This window comes from Rhodococcus sp. 320_ES (genome assembly GCF_059691855.1).
Genome location: NZ_JCAWAG010000005.1, coordinates 446,243 through 463,559, shown reverse-complemented (window position 1 = coordinate 463,559; position 17,317 = coordinate 446,243). Strand labels below are relative to the sequence as shown.

Sequence of the window (17,317 nt, the reverse complement as noted above, 5' to 3'; positions counted from 1 at the left end):
CACTTGGCGCAAAGAGTATTAAGGTCTTGTCCATCACCCGTCTCGCAGGAGGGCATCGAGTGCAGCCGGTACGCCGCCACAGTCTCATCACGCAGGTGACCGATCAGCTGCGCGAGGACATCGCGCGCGGCGTGTGGCCCGTCGGCAGCCGCATCCCGACCGAGCCCGAGCTCTGCGAGCGCACGGGAACCGGACGCAACACGGTGCGTGAGGCCGTCCAGGCTCTCGTCCACGCCGGGATGCTCGAACGCAGGCAAGGATCGGGGACCTACGTCGTCGCCACCTCGGACGTCGGTTCAGCTCTGGGCAAGTACTTCGCCGAGGCTCGCGACCGCGACGTCGTGGAACTGCGCCGCGCGCTCGACACCACGGCAGCCTCACTCGCGGCCGAGCGGCGCGACGTCGCGGACATCGCAGTGCTCGAGGATCTGCTCGAACGCCGTCGATCGCTGTGGGAGACGGACCTGGCCGCCGCGCTCGACGCCGACGTCGCTCTGCACCGTGCCATCGTCGCGGCGAGTCACAACGAGGTGTACCTCGAGGTCTACGACCGGCTGCTCCCCACGATCGAGGAGACCATCGTCCATCACGTGTCGAGCACCGGTGTCGCGCTGCACGACGAGCATGCCGCCCTCGTTCGCGCGATCGTCGACGGTCGTCCCGACCGCGCCGCGGACGCAGCGCGATGCTTCTTCACCGAGCTGGTCGAGTCGACGGAACCTAGAGAATCAACCTGATCAGGTCCGCGGTGCGGGCGAGGCCGCCGAACGCCTCTGTCGTCGACCGCGGGTGCAGCGCGTGCACAGCGAGCCGAAACATCACCGCTCTGAGCAGCATCTGAGGCCATTCGGGCATCCCGTCCCAGCGGCCGATCAGTCCGTCGTCCGCGCCGCCCCACGACAGTGCGTCGACGACGACGACCGCCGCAGCCCAGGAGGCAGGTCGCCAGTACGGGGTGATGTCGGTGATTCCCGGCGCGAGGGCGCCCGAGAACAACACCGTTCCGAAGAGATCGCCGTGGACGAGTTGGTCCTCCAAGGTCACGGCGCGGCGCAGGGTGGCCAGTTGTCCGATCAACTCGACACTGCGCCGGCCGTCGGGCGACGTCGGCTCGGTCGCACCTCCCGCTCGGGCAGACCGCAACGGCACCGGCTCCCAGGCCGCACGGTCCGCGGCCACGAACACGTCGACGTCCGCCCACGGGGCCACCGGCGGCTGTACCAGGAAGCGCGGCCGCTCGAGCTGAGCCGTCGCGGCGTGCAAACGCGACGACAGCGACACGACCTCGTCGTACCTCGGCTCCGGCACACCCTCGATGAAGGTGTCGGCGCGCCACCCGGACACCACGTACCGACCGTCGGTGGAGCGGACCGGGCGAGCGAGGCGAACCCCGTCGACCACCAACGTCTCGCGGACCTTCGCCGACCAGGCTGCGCGAGCGTGGTCGGCGACGGGCGAGAGAACGACGTCGCCGAAACGCCAGCCTCCGTCCCAGTCGACTCCCAGCGGTTCGGCGGGGACGTCACGCAGCCCGAACGTGCCGCAGACGTGCTGGGGAGGCTCGGTGGACGTCACGTTTCCCACGCTACCGCCGCACGAGCGTCACTTCCGGGAACGCAACGCCGCACGGACCAGGATGAAGGAGTCAGTAGACGGGCAGGCTCGGGTCGATGTGCGTGGCCCACGCGGTGATGCCACCGGACAGATGCGTCGCGTCGGCGAATCCGGCGGCGCGCAGGGCGGCCAGCACCGCTGCAGAGCGGATGCCCGTGCGGCAGTGGACCACGATCGGTCGGTCCTGCGGCAGCTCCGCCAGCGCCTCACCGGACAGAATGCGCTCCTGAGGTATCAGCTGGGCTCCGTCGATGTGCACGATCTCCCACTCGACCGGCTCGCGAACGTCGATCAGCGCGAACTCCTTGCCGGAGTCGATCAACGCCCGAAGCTCGTGGACCGTGATCCCTCCGTCGTCGGCAGAATCGACGGCCGGGGCGACCCCGCAGAACGCGTCGTAGTCGACGAGTTCTGTGATGGGTGTTCGCGCGGGGTCCGGTCGCAACGTCACCGTGCGGTACGACATCGCGAGTGCGTCGTAGATCATCAGTCGGCCCAGCAGGGTCTCACCGATACCGGTGATGAGCTTGATCGCCTCGGTCACCATGATCGACCCGATCGACGCGCACAGAACGCCCAGCACTCCCCCCTCGGCGCACGACGGGACCGACCCGGGCGGCGGCGGATCCGGATACAGATCGCGGTAGTTGACGCCGCGGCCGTCCGGTGCGGCTTCCCAGAACACCGATACCTGGCCTTGAAACCGGAAGATCGATCCCCAGACGTACGGCTTGCCCGCGAGCGCCGCAGCATCGTTCACCAGGTAGCGCGTCGCGAAGTTGTCGGTTCCGTCGATCACCAGGTCGTACTGCTCGAAGAGCGACACCGCGTTGTCGGCGCTCAGGCGATCGGGATGCAGTCGCACGGTCACGGACGAGTTGATCGCCAGGACGGAATCGCGCGCGCTCTCCGCCTTGGGCCGGCCCACGTCGGACTCGGAGTGGATGACCTGCCGCTGCAGGTTGGAGGTCTCGACCACGTCGAACTCGACGATCCCCAGCGTGCCCACCCCGGCGGCGGCGAGATACAGCAGCGTGGGCGACCCCAGTCCCCCGGCGCCGACCACGAGCACGCGCGCGCTCCTCAGCCGCTTCTGACCGTCGACTCCGACGTTCGGGATGATGAGATGCCTCGAATAGCGGGCCACGTCCTCGCGGGTGAGGTCGCCGTCCGGCTGCACCAACGGTGGCAGTGTCGCGCTCACGTCGAACAGCCGCTCATGCGCGCGGGTACGGCCACGGATTGAACCTGCAGGTCAGCCCGTTCATCGGCACGACACCGGCGGGATCGAGCGTCGCGATGTCGTTGTTCGCGGTCCCGAACGTCTGCTGCATCATGATCGGCGCGAGACCGCCGTCCGTCTCGCACGGCTGGTGCTGGGCGTACCCGATGGCGTGACCCACCTCGTGGTTGATCTGATACTGGCGATACGAGCCGATGTCGCCCTGGAACGCAATCGCTCCGCGCACCCACCGGGGCTCGTTGAGAACCACGCGGTCGATGCCGGGGTTGTAACACGACACCTCGAGCTGAATGTCGTACCCGCAGGCCTGCCGGATGGTCATCTGCGAGGTCAGCGAGATACGGAAATCCGGATCGCCGGTGTCGACTCGCCGGAACGCGAAACGGGGATCGTTGGTCCAACTCTTGGGATTCGCGAGCGTCTGATCGACCAGGCGACCGAACGATTCGTCGCCGCCGAATCCGGTGGTGTCGACGCCGTCCTCGACCTCCACGGAGTAGCTGAACACCTTCTCGGTCCCCTGCCCGACCTGACCACTCGTTCCGGGCACGATGTGCCAGGTTCCCGCACCCTGCTCGGTGAAGGGCCCTCCGTCCGGCAGCGCGCCGGACGGGATGGTGTCGGCGAAGTTCCCGTCGCCCTGTGGCGGGACCCCCACCACACCGGTCGACGAACTGGGATCGCTCAACGCGCCGAATCCGGGGTCGGAGTCGACCGACGCGGTCGGTGACGCCAACGGACCGGAATCCCGAACGGCGTCGATCACCACGAGGATCGTCACCACGACGAGAATCGGAATGGCGTACGCGCGCCAGCCGTACGTCGAGGTGAACCGCCCGAGCCGGCTGCGCTTCTTGGCGCTGCGTTCCGGTCGAACGGCGCGCTGGCGGGAACTATCGACGGCGGTGGGGTCCCACTGAGCACGGAGCGGCTGATGGGACCTGCGTGCGCGATCGCCCGACGGTTCGCCGAAGTGGCGGTCCGTTCGCACGGAGTCCGCCCGTGGGTCTCGAATTCCCCCGCGGTCACTCATCGATCCAGGTTCTCATACGCAACCGAGACGCACCTCTGGCGCGCCGGGGTAATGTCGTCACGATCTGACCGAGAGTGCTGCAGACCGACGAAGCCCCGAGACCCGGAGCCGAACATCGACGCAGCGGAGGGGAACCTGAACATTCATGACTGACGTCGCCGATCGGAGTTCTTCCGTGGGCAGTCCGGCTGGAGGCAACCGCCGCAGCGCCCGCCTGCCACGCGACGCGCGCCGCGCACAGCTTCTCAGCGCAGCGAGTGAAATCTTCGTCGCCCGCGGCTATCACGCCGCCGGCATGGACGAAATCGCCGATTGCGCCGGTGTGAGCAAACCTGTTCTCTATCAACATTTTCCGGGCAAACTCGACCTGTATCTCGCGGTTCTGCAGAGCTACGTCGACAGCCTGATCGCCGGGGTTCGCCAGGCTCTGCGCTCCACCACCGACAACAATCGCCGCGTGCGTGCGGCGGTCTACGCGTTCTACGACTTCGTCGACAACGATTCGCAGGGTTTCCGCCTCGTCTTCGAGTCCGATCTGATGGGCGACCCGCAGGTTCAGCGCAGCGTCGACCAGGCCACCGAAGCGTGTGTCGACGCCGTGTTCGACCTGGTCAGCCACGACTCGGGCCTGGACCCGCACCGAGCGCGCATTCTCGCCGTCGGGTTGGTCGGGGCCAGTCAGTTCACTGCCCGGTACTGGCTCGAGGCAGACCGCCCCATCAGCAAGGAGGAGGCCGTCGACACCACGGTGACCTTGGCCTGGGGTGGGCTCTCGCGAGTGCCGCTTCAATCCGGTCAGTAGTCGGCCCACTGCACGACGAAGCCCCGCGCCGACGGATCGTTGCGGGGCTTCTTCGTGTGTCGATGGAGTGTGCTCGTCAGGCCTGCGGAGTGGGCGAGGAGAAACCGACACGCCGGGCGTCGGACGGGCCGATCTCGACGTAGGCGACCTTCGCGGACGGGATGAGGTACTTGCGGCCCTTCTCGTCCACCAGGGACAGGACTCCCTCGCCGCCGAACGCGGTGGACACGAGGGCCTCGACCTCGCTGGGCGTCTGGGTGCTGCTCACGACGAGCTCTCGCGGGCTGTCCGCGATACCGATCTTGACCTCCACGGTCAACCTCCGAACATAGTCATCACGTTGTCGATTTCAGGCTAGTGCAGAGCCGAGTGCAGACGTCCATGACGCGCACACGCCCTGAGCGAACACCGCGTCGCCGATCGACGAGTCTCAGACGAGTCCGAGAACGGTCATCCGTTCCGCGTGCCGCACCTGCATGCGGTCGAAGAGGGCCACGATCCCGTTGAAGTCGCCGGACGCGGTCATCACCAGGTCGGTCAGCTCTTCGCGTTGGGCCAGGACGAACTGGGCCTGGGTGATGGCCTCACCGAGCAGGCGCCTGCCCCAGAGCATCAACCGATCCTTGTCCTGCTGACTCGCGGCAACGCGAGCCTGCACCTCGTGCACCACGAATTCGGAGTGCCCGGTCTCGGAGAGGACTTCCCGGACCGTCGCGCTCACGTCGTCGGGGAGGCTGTGTGCGATCTCGAGGTAGAAATCGGCGGCCAATCCGTCGCCCACGTAGGTCTTGACCAAGACCTCCATCCACGTCGACGGGGTCGTCGACGCGTGATAGGCGTCGAGAGCGCCGGCGAAGGGCTCCGTGACGGACAGAACGTCCCGCCCGCGATCACGCAAGGCCGCTTCGAGCGCCTCGAAGTGGTTCATCTCGGCGGCTGCCATGCTGGCCAGGGCGATGCGCCCTTCCAGCGACGGTGACAACCGGGCGTCTTCCACGAGGCGATAGAACGCCGAGATCTCGCCGTAGGCGAGAACGCCGAACAGGCTGATGATCCCCGGATGATCGGCTGCGACCGACGATGCGGTCGAGTTCGACGGATTGGCTCCCATGCCCGCAGACACTACCGCCGCCGGGCCGTCCGGAGCGGGCTTGCGACTCGCGGGGCGTACCACCAGGTAGAATAGGTTCAGAGCTACGTTGCGGCATGCCGTCACCAGCTCGACAGACACTGCGCGCGCACCTGATTCGCGTTCTCGGTCGGAGCCCCGCCAACTGCGATGGGCTCCGGGAGAACATTGCCGGATCGAGGGCATCGACATCGGCCGTATCTCGGCCTGGCCCCTTTCGTGCGCGCAAGCGAATCACGAGAAAGGCCGAGCCACTGAGCAAGATCACCGTCGAATCCGAGGACGCCCCTGTGGGGACCACCGTCACCGCGACCATCGACACCACCCACGTACCGCCCACCTTCGCCGAGCTCGGAGTGCGCGAGGAGATCGTCCGCGCCCTCGACGAGATCGGAATCGAACGTACCTTCGCCATCCAGGAGCTGACCCTCCCGCTCGCACTCGCGGGAGACGACCTCATCGGTCAGGCTCGTACGGGTATGGGCAAGACGTTCGGATTCGGCGTCCCGTTGCTCCACCGTCTGGCCTCGGGCCAGTCCAACGGCACCGGCACCATCGATCTCGACGGCACGCCTCGCGCACTCGTCATCGTTCCCACGCGCGAGCTGTGCGTGCAGGTTGCGAGCGACCTCGAGAACGCCGCGAAGCACCTGCACTCCACCCGCGGGCACGTCGAGGTGCTGTCCATCTACGGCGGTCGCCCCTACGAGTCGCAGATCGAAGCCCTCCGCAACGGAGTCGACGTCGTCGTCGGCACCCCCGGTCGGCTGCTCGACCTGGCCAAGCAGGGCCACCTGATTCTCGGCAAGATCGGCGTCCTCGTCCTCGACGAAGCCGACGAAATGCTGGACCTGGGCTTCCTGCCCGACATCGAGCGCATCCTCGGAATGGTCCCTACAGGACCTTCGGGTCGCTCCACAGGTTCCGCTCCAGGACGCCAGACCATGTTGTTCTCGGCCACCATGCCCGGCCCGATCATCACCCTGGCCCGCACGTTCCTCACGCAGCCGACGCACATCCGGGCCGAGGAAGCCGATTCGTCCTCGATCCACGAGCGCACCGCTCAGCACGTCTATCGCGCACACGCACTCGACAAGGCCGAGATGGTCGCCCGAGTCCTCCAGGCCGAGGGCCGCGGCGCCACCATGATCTTCACCCGCACCAAGCGGACCGCACAGAAAGTGGCGGACGACCTCGCCGAGCGCGGGTTCGCCGTCGGCGCCGTCCACGGCGACCTCGGGCAGATTGCGCGCGAGAAGGCGCTGAACGCCTTCCGCAACCGCAAGATCGACGTGCTCGTGGCCACCGACGTCGCCGCACGAGGAATCGACATCGACGACGTCACGCACGTCATCAACTACCAGTGCCCCGAGGACGAGAAGACGTACGTTCACCGCATCGGCCGCACCGGCCGCGCAGGACGCACCGGCATTGCCGTCACCCTCGTGGACTGGGACGACATCCCACGCTGGCAGCTCATCGACAAGGCACTGGGACTCGACATCCCGGATCCGGTCGAGACCTACTCGAGCTCGCCGCACTTCTACACCGAGCTGAACATTCCGGTCGACGCGAAGGGCAGCGTCGCCAAGCCCGTCGCCGAGAAGGCTACGAAGAAGTCCGACGAGAACCCCGAGGCGAGCCGGGAGCGTGGTTCCGACGGGCCGAGTGAGCCCCGACGGTCTCGTTCACGCCGCCGCACCCGCGGTGGTCAGTCCGGTGCGGGCCACGCGCCCGAGGCCGAGTCGGGCTCGTCGTCCGGCGACGCTGCACCCGAGACGTCCGGTGAGACTGCGTCGGCACCGCGCCGTCGCCGCCGTCGCCGCTCGTCGGCATCGGCTCCCGCCGCGGACTGACCCTTCCCGCCTGTGATCGCACCCGAACGCCGCACGCGCGTCGACACGGCGGTGGCCGCAGCCATCGCGCTCGTCGTGATTGCTGCGATTGCGCTGGTGTGGTTCAGCAGTGACGCGCGGGGAACCACGTCCACGGAGGCTGCCACCCCGGCAACGACACCCGCTCCGGCGACGTCGGTTCCGGCACGTCTCCAGGAAACGTGGCATCGGTCCGACACGACGGGTCCGGCGCCGGTGACGGCGGGCGGAACCGTCGTCGCGTCGTCGGGCAATTCGGTGGAGGGACTGGATCCGACGTCCGGAGCCACGGTGTGGTCGTACAACCGCGACGTCGACCTGTGCTCGGTGATCGCGGCCTGGAACACGGCCGTCGCGGTGTACGCGGACGACCGCGGATGCGGGCAGGTCACCGAGCTGAACGGTTCCACGGGTGCGCGAACGGCGCAGCGCACCAGCGACGCCGACGACCCGGTGTCGCTGTCCACGGATGGCACCTACGTCACCTCCCGCGGCAGTACGCGCATGGAAGTCTGGCGGTCCGATCTCGTCCGCACGCTCGAATACGGACGCGTCGACGCACCGGTCAATCCCGGCGATCAGCCACGCTCGGGATGCCAACTTCTGTCGTCGGCGTCGAGCAGCAGCCGGGTTTCCGTGCTCGAACAGTGTCCGGGCGAAGAGGGCCCGCGGCTGACGACGATGAATCCGGCGCCGAAGGACAATTCGAAACCCGAGCCGTACGGCTCCACGATCCTGACCGACGTTCCCCCCGGCGATTCGGGCGCGCGCGTGCTTGCGGTCGCGGGTGACCGCGTGTGCCTCTACCTGCCGCCCAGTGGGAACGCAGTCGCTCGGATCGGCGTGTTCGACGGGTCCTCGAACTTCGTGACCGCATGGCCGCTGGCGGCGCCGGCCTCGACCACGGGCGACGACGGCCGCAACGTGATTCAGACCGGAAACGTCCTCACGTGGTGGACCGGCAATGCTGCACTCGGCCTCTCACAGGGCGATCTGGCGGTCCGGTGGTCGGTACCGGGTGCGCTCGGCGCGGGGGCGGTCATGGCAGGCAAACTGCTGCTCCCCGTGCCCGGTGGACTCGCAGTCACCGACCCGGCCACCGGACGTGTCGAGAACACGATCGCGGTGGACCGCGGGGCCTACACGGGTCCCGTCGGTGTTGCGGTCATCGGGACCACCGTGCTCGAACAGCGCGGAACGGATCTGGTCGCGTTGGCGTGAGCCCTTACTCCGCCGAGTAGGTTTTCAGCTCCGCACCGTTGGTCCAGTGGTCCGAAAGATGTTCTGCAAGACTCTGATACGCCATCGCACCCTTGTTCTTGCGCCCCGTGAGCACGGTCGCTCCCGACGCGGACGCCTCGGCGAAGCGCACGGTGCGCGGGATGGGCGGGTCGAGGACGGCGATGTCGTACCGGTCGGAGACGTCGGCCAGCACGTCGCGGCTGTGTGTGGTTCGTGCGTCGTAGAGCGTGGGCAGTGCGCCCAACATCGTCAGCCCCGGGTTCGTGATCTGCTGCACCTCGGACACCGTCCGCAGCAGCTGCCCCACACCGCGATGCGCGAGCGTCTCGCACTGCAGGGGCACCAGAACCGAGTCGGCGGCCGTGAGCCCGTTCAGAGTCAGCACACCGAGCGAGGGCGGGCAGTCGATGATCACGACGTCGAAGTCGTCCACGATGGGCTTCAACGCGCGAGCCAAGGTGTGCTCGCGGCCCGGCCGCATCAGCAACAGTGCCTCCGCCCCGGCCAGATCGATGGTCGCCGGTAGGAGCTGCGCGCCCTCGCGGGTGTCGAGCAGCACGTCCGCGGCAGGAACACCAGCCGTCAGCACCTCGTGCACCGACTGCTCGAGTCGGTCGGGGTTGTGCCCCAGCGAGAACGTCAGAGACCCCTGCGGGTCGAGGTCCACGACCAGAACCTTGTGGCCCAGTCCCGCCAGAGCAGCCCCCAGAGACGCCACGGTCGTCGTCTTGGCGACGCCACCCTTTTGGTTGGCCACAGCCAGAATCGTCGTCACCCGGTTCATCCTTCCCCAGTTCGACGGCCCGAGCGAGGGCGACCCACGCCGAATCAGTGCAGGGCGACGGCCGGCTTGCCCGTGCCCGAGTCCGTCGAGGCGTCGAACTTCCTGCGCGGCAACATGAATGCCGGAATCAACGTGATCACGATGAGAACGAGGGCCACCATGAACGTGTTGCCGAACGCATCCGCCGCTTGGGCGAGTCCGGTGTCGGCTGCACCCGTCGGGAGCGAGGCCGCCACCTCCGGATTCTGCTGCGCGGCGATGGCGGCCGACGCCAGTTCGCGCGATTGCAGCTGGTTCGTCAGAACCACCGACATCACTGCCGTGCCGACCGAGCCGGCCGCCTGCTGCACGATGTTCATGAGCGTCGAGCCCCGAGCGACGGACGCGTCGTTCAGCGTCTGCAACGCCGCCGTCATGATCGGCATCATCGAGGCACCCAAGCCGAGTCCCATGACGAACAGTGCGCCGAGCAACAGCCCGTACGACGTCGTCGATCCCAACTGGGTGAAGACGAACATGCCGCCGGAGACCAGCACCATTCCCACGATCACGATCTTTCCGGGTCCGATGCGGTCGGCGAGCTGGCCGGCGATGGGCATGGACACCATGGCTCCGAGCCCCTGCGGCGCGAGCAGCAGTCCTGCGGCGAGAGTGGTTTCACCGCGAACCTGGAGGAAGTAGCTCGGAAACAGCAGACCCGCTCCGAAGAAGGCGACGGCGAACAGGCTCATCGCCACCACCGCCACGGTCAGACTGCGGTTCTGGAACAACCGCAGATCGATCAGCGGGTGCTGCGTGCGCAGGGCGTGAAAGACAAAGGCGACAACGAGGATCAGCCCGACGATCGCGGGACCGAGCACGCGGGTCGCCATCACGGTCTGGGTCTCGGGAATCGAGGACACACCGAAGAGAAACAGCGCGAGACCCGGTGACAGCAGCAGCATTCCGACGAAATCGAAGGACTGGGACGGTTCGGCGTTGTCCTTCGGCAGGATCATCACCGCGGCGGCGAGTGCCACCACACCGATCGGCACGTTGATGAGGAAGATCCAGTGCCAACTCGCGGCGTCGATCAACCATCCACCCAGGATCGGCCCGGCGATCGGGCCGAGGAGCATCGGGACGCCCAGCACGGCCATCAGGCGGCCGATGCGCTCCGGACCCGCGGCCCTGGTCAGAATCGTCATCCCGAGGGGCATCAACATGCCACCACCGAAGCCTTGCAGCACGCGAAACACGATCAGCGACGTGACATCCCACGCGAAGCTGCACAGCACGGACCCGAGAACGAACAGAACCAGAGCCAGGATGTACAGACGCTTGGTCCCGAAACGGTCGGCGGCCCACCCGGTGAGGGGAATGACGGTGGCCAACGCCAAGGTGTAACCCGTCATCGTCCACGCGACGTTGGCGTACGACGTCTGGAACTCGTAGGCGAAGGTGGGGAGCGCCACGCTGACGACGGTCACGTCGAGGATCGACATGATCGCGCCGATGACGATGACGGCGGCGATCTTGAGCACCGCCGCGTCGAGAGGCGGCGGGGCGGCCGGACTCTCGGGTGAATCCGACGGGTGAGTGGTTTTCGACGTGTCGGTCATGAGCATCTTTCGTCTCGGCGGCTTTCGCGCGCGGCATTCCGGACCACAGGCGTCGACGTGGATTCAACCCCGCATCGGCGCCCCGTGCCACCGAATTTCCGAAGGATTCTACCCCCGGTGACCGATGTCGCCGATCCAGGCGACCAGGGCCGAGCGCCCCGGATCGACGTGCATGATTGCCGTCATGGAACGCGAGCAGCGACGGCTTGTTCTTCTGCGTCACGGCGAGACCGAGTGGGCGGCCGGCGGGCGGCACACCGGGACGACCGACATCCCGCTCACGCCGTACGGCGAACGCCAGGCACGATCAGCGGGGCTCCTGCTGGACGAACTCGGGCTGCTCGATCCGCTCGTCATCAGCAGTCCGCGTCGGCGCGCCGCTCACACCGCAGAGTTGGCGGGTCTGGCGGTCGACCGCACCTGGGACGCGCTCGGCGAGTGGGACTACGGCGATTACGAGGGGCTGACGACACCGGAGATCAGGGTCCACGTTCCGCACTGGACGGTGTGGACTCATCCGTGCCCGGGGGGCGAGACCGTGGATGCCGTGTCCGCGCGCGCGGACATGGTGCTGTCCGTCGCCGAACCGGCACTGTCGGAACGCGATGTCGTGCTGGTGGGCCACGGGCATTTCTCCCGGGTGCTGATCGCACGCTGGGCAGAGCTCTCGGCCACCGAGGGCAAGCGGTTCGCGCTCGACCCTGCCTCGTATTCGATTGTCGGATACGAGCATTCGTATCGTCAGGTGATCACCCACAACGTCGACTCGCGCACTCCACGCGAGGAGTGAGGATCAGTCGCGCGCATCCACTTCGTCGCCGGGAATGTCGTCACCGGGGATGTAGTCGCGAGCGAGCCACTGCGTGGCCGGCGGGCTGAAGAGGAGAACCAGGATCGCGACCACCACCACGCCGAGTAGCGAACCCCACAGAGGCTGATGCGAATCGGTCAGCAGGGACCACACCACCGGTAGCAGCAACAGTTGCGCCACCACCGCGATGGCTCGTGCCCATCGACGCCCGAGCGCGAGTGCGACGCCACCGGCGACGACACCGCCACCGAGAACGAGGAACCACAGCGACGTCCCGTAGCCGTTCGCGACGAACTGCTCGTGTCCGAGAAGGCTGCGGACCAGCAGCACGACAGCGACACCGACGGCCACCGACCCCTCGAGTGCGACCAGGATTCCCGCCCACCGAATCGGTGCGGGGACGGGCAGGTTGGTCGGCACCGGTCCAGGGTAGATCACCCCACCGCGGGCACTAGGGTGATGGTCCGTGCGAGCTTTGCTGATCGTCAATCCGAACGCCACGTCGACAACAGCGGGTGTTCGCGACCTCGTGGTCCACGCACTGTCGAGCCGAGTGAAGTTGTCGGTAGCGCACACAACCCACCGCGGTCACGCGTCCGAACTCGCACGTCAGGCGCGTCTCGGCGGCACCGGCATGGTGATCGTCCACGGCGGCGACGGCACCGTCAACGAGGTTGTGAACGGCCTCCTCGGGGTGCCCGCCCCGACCTCGATGCAGTCCGTCACCATCGGGCCCATTCCCCCGGTCGCGGTCGTCCCGGGCGGGTCGGCCAACGTGTTCGCTAGGTCGCTGGGTATCGACAACCATCCGGTGGAAGCGACCAATCAACTGATCGATCTGATCAAGGGCAATTCACGGCGACGAATCGGGCTGGGTCACTGCGACAAACGGTGGTTTCTGTTCAACGGCGGTCTCGGGCTCGACGCCGACGTGTGCGCGGCCATCGATTCCTCGCGCAGCGGCGGGGGCATCGTCTCGCCCACGAAATACGTCAGGACGACGGTTCGCACGTTCTTCCGCAACAAGAGTCGCGATCCGCGACTGACGGTCGAGCTGCCCGACGGGCGCACCGTCGACGGCGTTCACTACGCGTTCGTGACCAACTCGAATCCGTGGACGTTCTTCGACGAACGGCCCGTGCACACCAATCCCAGCACGTCTTTCGACAGCGGACTGGGCGTGTTCGCGATGAAGACCACCAAGGTCCTTCCGACACTGCGCGTGGCGCGGCAATTGCTCGTACGCAACGGGCAACCACATTCCAAGCACCTGATGCGAGACGACGACGTGACGTCCGTGCGCATTCGAGCCAGTGAGCCGACGGCGCTGCAGATCGACGGCGATTACCTGGGAATGCGTACCGATGTCGAATTCTTCTCGGCACCCGACGCGCTGGACGTGGTGGCGCCCGCACGTTCGTGACCTGCAGTCGAAGCAATCGCATTCGACGGTGATCTGCTACAAACCTCGAGACTCGCGGCCGTATTGGCGAGCGAAACCAATGCCGAGCAGGTACAACGGAGAACGGCACAACTTCAGAAGACGATAACAAAGTGAGCTTGGCCACCGGACGGCGGCTATCTCTTGACTTCCCCACCGTTCGTGAAAGCATTCACAAGTAACAGTGCGGAAACATCGAGTACGCACACATGAACGGTTCTACAACGCAATGGCGTACGAGTGCGCCCAGTAAGGAGTACCAGGATGGATTGGCGCCACAAGGCTATCTGTCGCGACGAGGATCCGGAGCTGTTCTTCCCGGTTGGAAACAGTGGTCCCGCCCTCGCTCAGATCGCCGATGCCAAAGTTGTCTGCAATCGCTGCCCTGTCACCGCCGACTGCCTGACGTGGGCACTCGAGTCGGGCCAGGACGCCGGCGTATGGGGCGGAATGAGTGAAGACGAGCGTCGCGCGCTCAAGCGTCGCAACGCACGCACTCGGGCGCGCTCCAGCGTCTAGTTCGACAGCCTTCGCGAAGCCCGGCACCTCAGCGGTGCCGGGCTTTGCTGTGTCCCGACCCTGAACGATGCCTCGACCGGAACGTCGGCCTCACGACCGACCCGACCGACGTCCGAGCGGCACCCGCAACACGGCCTCGGTTCCGCCGCTGCGTCCGGGATGCACTCCGAGAGAACCCCCGAGTTCGACGTCGACCAGGGTGCGAACGATCTGGAAACCCAGCCGATCCGAACGCTCCAGGCTGAACCCCGGCGGCAGCCCTTTCCCGTCGTCGTGAACCACCACGTCCAGCCACTTCGACGACCGGTCCGCCTGCACCGTGACGGTGCCGTGCGCGTCTCGGTCGAAACCGTGCTCCATCGCGTTCTGCACCAACTCGGTCAGCACCATCACCAATGGAGTCGCGCGCTCGGCTGCGAAGACGCCGAGACTTCCGGTGCGGACGACCCGAATGTGTGCCGACACGGATCCGACGTCCACCATGATCGGGACCAGCCGATCGACCACCTCGTCGAGGTCGACTTCCTCGTCCACCGACATCGACAACATGTCGTGCACCAGGGCGATGGACGTGACGCGCCGAACGGACTCGCCCAGGGCCTGTCGAGCCTCGTCGTTCTCGAGCCGTCGCGACTGCATTCGAAGCAATGCCGCCACGGTCTGCAGATTGTTCTTCACCCGATGGTGGATCTCGCGAATCGTGGCGTCCTTGCTGAGCAGAGCTCGGTCACGACGCTTCACCTCGGTCACGTCGCGGACCAGGACCACCGCTCCCACCGACTCACCGCGCGGACGCAGCGCCACCGTCCGCAGCAGAACCGTCGCCCCGCGCGCGTCGACCTCCATGCGGTGCCCGCCCAGCCCCGTCAGGGCACCACGAATGTGGTCGGCCACCTCCTGACTGTCGAACGGATCGGTGATCAGAGCGCGCGTGATCGACGCCAGATCGTGGCCGGACAGATCCGACGTCAGACCCATGCGGTGATAAGCGGAGACCGCATTGGGACTTGCGTAGGAGACGATTCCCGACGTGTCCAGGCGGACGAATCCGTCGCCGGCGCGCGGAGAAGAATTGACGTCGGTCTTCTCGTCCGGAAGCGGAAAGGAGGCCTCGCTGATCATGTGGCACAGATCGTCTGCGCAGTCGCGATATGCCTGCTCGAGCGGGCTCGGCGGCCGGGACGAATTGAGCGCCGTGTCCCGCGTGAGAACAGCGATGACGTGCTCGCCGGCACGAACCGGAACCGCGTCGCGCGGGCCCGATGCGGAGTCTCCGACGCGGACGATGTCTTTCGACCGCAGGCATTCGAGCACGTGCGGATGTTCGGAGGGTGACACCGTGGCACCCACCATGTCCACCGGAATGGCAGTCGGTGCCGTGGTTGGTCGGCACTGCGCAACGCAGAGAACGGGTACGTCCGCGCGGCTGTCGATGTCGTCGACTCCGACCCACAGCAGGACGTCCGCGAAGGAGAGGTCCGCGAGCAGCTGCCACTCCCCTACGACCCGCTGGAGATGATCGACCGCCTCACCGGGCAGATCGGTGTGTTCGGCCAGAAGATCGCTCAGCGTGGACATCGGGCCCCTCTATCCGTTGACCAAGGGCGTATCAGGAGATGACCGCGATCAGATCGCCGGACTGGATGACGTCACCGACGGTGACCCCGACCGACGTGACGGTTCCGGCACTCTCGGCCAGCACCGGAATCTCCATCTTCATCGATTCGAGCACGACGAGGGTGTCCCCTTCGGACACCTGATCGCCCTCGGCGACCACGATCTGAAAGACGGTCGACACCATCTCCGCCCGTACGTCTTCGGCCATCGACAATCCTTCCGTCTGCGGTCTGACGGCTGCACCGACCGGCCGCGAGTGGGTCGCGAATGGGTACAGCCAACCACACGTGAAAGACTGTGCGGAAACGGTCGACCGGTAGGCCGGAGGCCGGTCGGAAATCGAGCAGGAAAGGAGTAGCAACCATGGGTAAGCGAGGACGCAAGAAGCGCGCACGCAAGGGCAACAAGGCAAATCACGGCAAGAGGCCGAACAGCTGACACGCCTGCTGCACGCGAAGGGCCGGGACGCACTGCGTCCCGGCCCTCGCTGTATGTGAGTGAGCTGTATGCGTGTGAGAGGTCAGCGCTCGTCGTCGACGACGGTCGTGGTGGTGACGGTCCGCCGAATCTCGATGGTCAGGCGCTCACGCAGGCCCTCCGGCGCACGTTCACCGCCGCACTTACGCCCGATCAACGACTTGATCTTCTCTTCGATCCCGTATGCCTCGAGGCACGGGCCGCAGTGATCGAGGTGCTTCTGCACTCGAACGCGCGACGCCTCGTCGCACTCGTTGTCCAACAAGGTCCAGACGTCGGCAATCACCGAGGAACAGTCCAGATCTTCGAACTCGTTCTCGCCGCTCATCGCGACACCTCCTCGTGCGCATCGACTGCGCCGTTTCGGTTGAATCCACGTTCACGCGCGACGCCGGCCAACTGTCCGCGAAGCTGCTTGCGGCCACGGTGGAGTCGAGACATCACCGTGCCGATCGGGGTGCCCATGATCTCGGCGATCTCCTTGTAGGGAAAGCCCTCGACGTCCGCGTAGTACACGGCCATACGAAACTCCTCGGGGAGCGCCTGCAGAGCGGCTTTGATGTCGTCGTCCGGAAGCGCGTCCAGCGCCTCGACCTCGGCCGAGCGAAGTCCCGCCGAGGTGTGCTCGGCGGTTGCCGCGAGCTGCCAGTCGGTGATCTCGTCCGTCGGGTACTGCGCCGGCTGCCGCTGCTTCTTGCGGTAGGAGTTGATGTAGGTGTTCGTCAGGATGCGGTAGAGCCACGCCTTGAGGTTCGTACCCTCGCGGAAACTCTTGAACGCGGAGTACGCCTTGACGTAGGTCTCCTGCACCAGATCCTCGGCGTCGGCCGGATTTCGCGTCATGCGCAGCGCAGCGCCGTACAGCTGGTCGAGCAGTGGGAGAGCGTCGCGCTCGAACCGTGCCGTCAGCTCCTCGGGCGTCTCCGCTGTCGATCGGTCGTCGTCAGCCACGCTGATCCCTTCGATAGCCATCGATCCCGAGATTACCGGGAGGACGACCATCTTGTTCGGGTGCCCACAGGTGGGCGAGGGTTCTGTCCGAACCCGTTCCGGCGCCAACACACTCACTGGCGACTCCTTTCGACTGCTCGTACTGGTGTGCAACAGCCGCGCCCTCGACGGTGTTCCCG

20 protein-coding genes are annotated in these 17,317 nt (G+C 66.5%); 8 read left to right on the top strand and 12 right to left on the bottom strand.

What is annotated here, in order from left to right; genetic code table 11:
* The first annotated feature begins 59 nt into the window (after positions 1-59).
* Positions 60-737 (top strand): FadR/GntR family transcriptional regulator, encoded by a 678-nt coding sequence (locus AC59JP_RS19880; RefSeq protein ID WP_497327521.1) that lies wholly within the window; start codon positions 60-62, stop codon positions 735-737.
* Here AC59JP_RS19880 and AC59JP_RS19875 read toward each other — a convergent pair.
* The 3 genes from AC59JP_RS19875 to AC59JP_RS19865 all read right to left on the bottom strand — a co-directional run bounded on the left by AC59JP_RS19875 (position 721) and on the right by AC59JP_RS19865 (position 3,890).
* Positions 721-1,575, bottom strand: coding sequence for a TIGR02569 family protein (locus tag AC59JP_RS19875; protein WP_497327520.1), 855 nt, complete (start codon positions 1,573-1,575; stop codon positions 721-723). The genes AC59JP_RS19880 and AC59JP_RS19875 overlap by 17 nt on opposite strands.
* A 70-nt stretch (positions 1,576-1,645) precedes the next feature.
* Positions 1,646-2,818, bottom strand: coding sequence for an adenylyltransferase/sulfurtransferase MoeZ (gene moeZ, locus AC59JP_RS19870; RefSeq protein WP_497327519.1), 1,173 nt, complete (start codon positions 2,816-2,818; stop codon positions 1,646-1,648).
* Positions 2,819-2,831: 13 nt separating this feature from the next.
* The gene (locus AC59JP_RS19865) at positions 2,832-3,890 is read right to left on the bottom strand and encodes a DUF3152 domain-containing protein (protein ID WP_497327518.1); all 1,059 of its coding nucleotides are present in this window, start codon (positions 3,888-3,890) and stop codon (positions 2,832-2,834) included.
* A 145-nt stretch (positions 3,891-4,035) separates the two neighbouring features.
* On the opposite strand from AC59JP_RS19865, the gene fasR reads away from it, so the two are divergent.
* Entirely contained in the window at positions 4,036-4,692 is a 657-nt protein-coding gene (gene fasR / locus AC59JP_RS19860; protein ID WP_497327517.1) for an HTH-type transcriptional activator FasR, read from the top strand.
* A gap of 76 nt (positions 4,693-4,768) precedes the next feature.
* Here fasR and AC59JP_RS19855 read toward each other — a convergent pair whose 3' ends face one another.
* Complete coding sequence (locus tag AC59JP_RS19855) at positions 4,769-5,011, bottom strand: DUF3107 domain-containing protein (RefSeq protein ID WP_497327516.1); 243 nt, start codon at positions 5,009-5,011, stop codon at positions 4,769-4,771.
* 111 nt (positions 5,012-5,122) lie between these two features.
* Positions 5,123-5,803: a ferritin-like fold-containing protein gene (locus AC59JP_RS19850; protein ID WP_497327515.1), complete on the bottom strand. Its 681-nt coding sequence runs from the start codon at positions 5,801-5,803 to the stop codon at positions 5,123-5,125.
* 251 nt (positions 5,804-6,054) lie between these two features.
* Between AC59JP_RS19850 and AC59JP_RS19845 the strand changes: the two genes are divergently transcribed.
* Together AC59JP_RS19845 and AC59JP_RS19840 are read left to right on the top strand one after the other, a co-directional pair.
* On the top strand, positions 6,055-7,677 hold the full coding sequence (locus tag AC59JP_RS19845; protein WP_497327672.1) for a DEAD/DEAH box helicase: 1,623 nt from the start codon (positions 6,055-6,057) through the stop codon (positions 7,675-7,677).
* Between the two features lie 12 nt (positions 7,678-7,689).
* A complete protein-coding gene (locus AC59JP_RS19840) occupies positions 7,690-8,916 on the top strand; it encodes an Rv3212 family protein (protein ID WP_497327514.1) in 1,227 nt (408 codons plus the stop codon).
* Between the two features lie 4 nt (positions 8,917-8,920).
* Here the strand turns inward: AC59JP_RS19840 and AC59JP_RS19835 are convergent, their stop codons facing one another.
* Entirely contained in the window at positions 8,921-9,712 is a 792-nt protein-coding gene (locus AC59JP_RS19835; RefSeq protein WP_497327513.1) for a ParA family protein, read from the bottom strand.
* A gap of 53 nt (positions 9,713-9,765) precedes the next feature.
* On the bottom strand, positions 9,766-11,322 hold the full coding sequence (locus AC59JP_RS19830) for a DHA2 family efflux MFS transporter permease subunit (protein ID WP_497327512.1): 1,557 nt from the start codon (positions 11,320-11,322) through the stop codon (positions 9,766-9,768).
* Between the two features lie 172 nt (positions 11,323-11,494).
* Between AC59JP_RS19830 and AC59JP_RS19825 the strand changes: the two genes are divergently transcribed.
* On the top strand, positions 11,495-12,112 hold the full coding sequence (locus tag AC59JP_RS19825; RefSeq protein WP_497327671.1) for an acid phosphatase: 618 nt from the start codon (positions 11,495-11,497) through the stop codon (positions 12,110-12,112).
* 3 nt (positions 12,113-12,115) lie between these two features.
* On the opposite strand, the gene AC59JP_RS19820 is transcribed toward AC59JP_RS19825, so the two are convergent.
* Positions 12,116-12,553: a hypothetical protein gene (locus AC59JP_RS19820; protein ID WP_497327511.1), complete on the bottom strand. Its 438-nt coding sequence runs from the start codon at positions 12,551-12,553 to the stop codon at positions 12,116-12,118.
* Positions 12,554-12,599: 46 nt separating this feature from the next.
* Here AC59JP_RS19820 and AC59JP_RS19815 point away from each other — a divergent pair, with 46 nt between their 5' ends.
* Positions 12,600-13,556 (top strand): diacylglycerol/lipid kinase family protein, encoded by a 957-nt coding sequence (locus AC59JP_RS19815; RefSeq protein WP_497327510.1) that lies wholly within the window; start codon positions 12,600-12,602, stop codon positions 13,554-13,556.
* A gap of 282 nt (positions 13,557-13,838) precedes the next feature.
* On the top strand, positions 13,839-14,093 hold the full coding sequence (locus AC59JP_RS19810; RefSeq protein WP_188545482.1) for a WhiB family transcriptional regulator: 255 nt from the start codon (positions 13,839-13,841) through the stop codon (positions 14,091-14,093).
* Between the two features lie 90 nt (positions 14,094-14,183).
* On the opposite strand, the gene AC59JP_RS19805 is transcribed toward AC59JP_RS19810, so the two are convergent.
* A complete protein-coding gene (locus AC59JP_RS19805; protein ID WP_497327509.1) occupies positions 14,184-15,671 on the bottom strand; it encodes a sensor histidine kinase in 1,488 nt (495 codons plus the stop codon).
* A 31-nt stretch (positions 15,672-15,702) separates the two neighbouring features.
* Positions 15,703-15,918 carry a biotin/lipoyl-binding carrier protein gene (locus AC59JP_RS19800; protein ID WP_188545484.1) on the bottom strand — a complete coding sequence of 72 codons (216 nt, stop codon included), beginning with the start codon at positions 15,916-15,918 and terminating at the stop codon, positions 15,703-15,705.
* Between the two features lie 155 nt (positions 15,919-16,073).
* On the opposite strand from AC59JP_RS19800, the gene AC59JP_RS19795 reads away from it, so the two are divergent.
* Positions 16,074-16,148, top strand: a complete 75-nt coding sequence (locus tag AC59JP_RS19795; protein ID WP_370878772.1) for a 50S ribosomal protein bL37 — start codon at positions 16,074-16,076, stop codon at positions 16,146-16,148.
* Positions 16,149-16,230: 82 nt separating this feature from the next.
* Here AC59JP_RS19795 and rsrA read toward each other — a convergent pair whose 3' ends face one another.
* Together rsrA and AC59JP_RS19785 are read right to left on the bottom strand one after the other, a co-directional pair.
* Positions 16,231-16,515 (bottom strand): mycothiol system anti-sigma-R factor, encoded by a 285-nt coding sequence (gene rsrA / locus AC59JP_RS19790; RefSeq protein WP_497327508.1) that lies wholly within the window; start codon positions 16,513-16,515, stop codon positions 16,231-16,233.
* Positions 16,512-17,159 (bottom strand): sigma-70 family RNA polymerase sigma factor, encoded by a 648-nt coding sequence (locus tag AC59JP_RS19785; protein WP_497327507.1) that lies wholly within the window; start codon positions 17,157-17,159, stop codon positions 16,512-16,514. Before AC59JP_RS19785 ends, rsrA begins: the two co-directional genes overlap by 4 nt.
* Positions 17,160-17,317 lie beyond the last annotated feature (158 nt).

Excerpts from the sequence above, each read along its gene's own strand:
- AC59JP_RS19865 (WP_497327518.1), bottom strand. The coding sequence starts at position 3,890 with ATGAGTGACCGCGGGGGAATTCGAGACCCACGGGCGGACTCCGTGCGA.
- fasR (WP_497327517.1), top strand. The coding sequence starts at position 4,036 with ATGACTGACGTCGCCGATCGGAGTTCTTCCGTGGGCAGTCCGGCTGGA.
- AC59JP_RS19850 (WP_497327515.1), bottom strand. The coding sequence starts at position 5,803 with ATGGGAGCCAATCCGTCGAACTCGACCGCATCGTCGGTCGCAGCCGAT.
- AC59JP_RS19830 (WP_497327512.1), bottom strand. The coding sequence starts at position 11,322 with ATGACCGACACGTCGAAAACCACTCACCCGTCGGATTCACCCGAGAGT.
- AC59JP_RS19825 (WP_497327671.1), top strand. The coding sequence starts at position 11,495 with ATGATTGCCGTCATGGAACGCGAGCAGCGACGGCTTGTTCTTCTGCGT.
- AC59JP_RS19810 (WP_188545482.1), top strand. The coding sequence starts at position 13,839 with ATGGATTGGCGCCACAAGGCTATCTGTCGCGACGAGGATCCGGAGCTG.
- AC59JP_RS19805 (WP_497327509.1), bottom strand. The coding sequence starts at position 15,671 with ATGTCCACGCTGAGCGATCTTCTGGCCGAACACACCGATCTGCCCGGT.
- AC59JP_RS19800 (WP_188545484.1), bottom strand. The coding sequence starts at position 15,918 with ATGGCCGAAGACGTACGGGCGGAGATGGTGTCGACCGTCTTTCAGATC.
- rsrA (WP_497327508.1), bottom strand. The coding sequence starts at position 16,515 with ATGAGCGGCGAGAACGAGTTCGAAGATCTGGACTGTTCCTCGGTGATT.
- AC59JP_RS19785 (WP_497327507.1), bottom strand. The coding sequence starts at position 17,159 with ATGGCTATCGAAGGGATCAGCGTGGCTGACGACGACCGATCGACAGCG.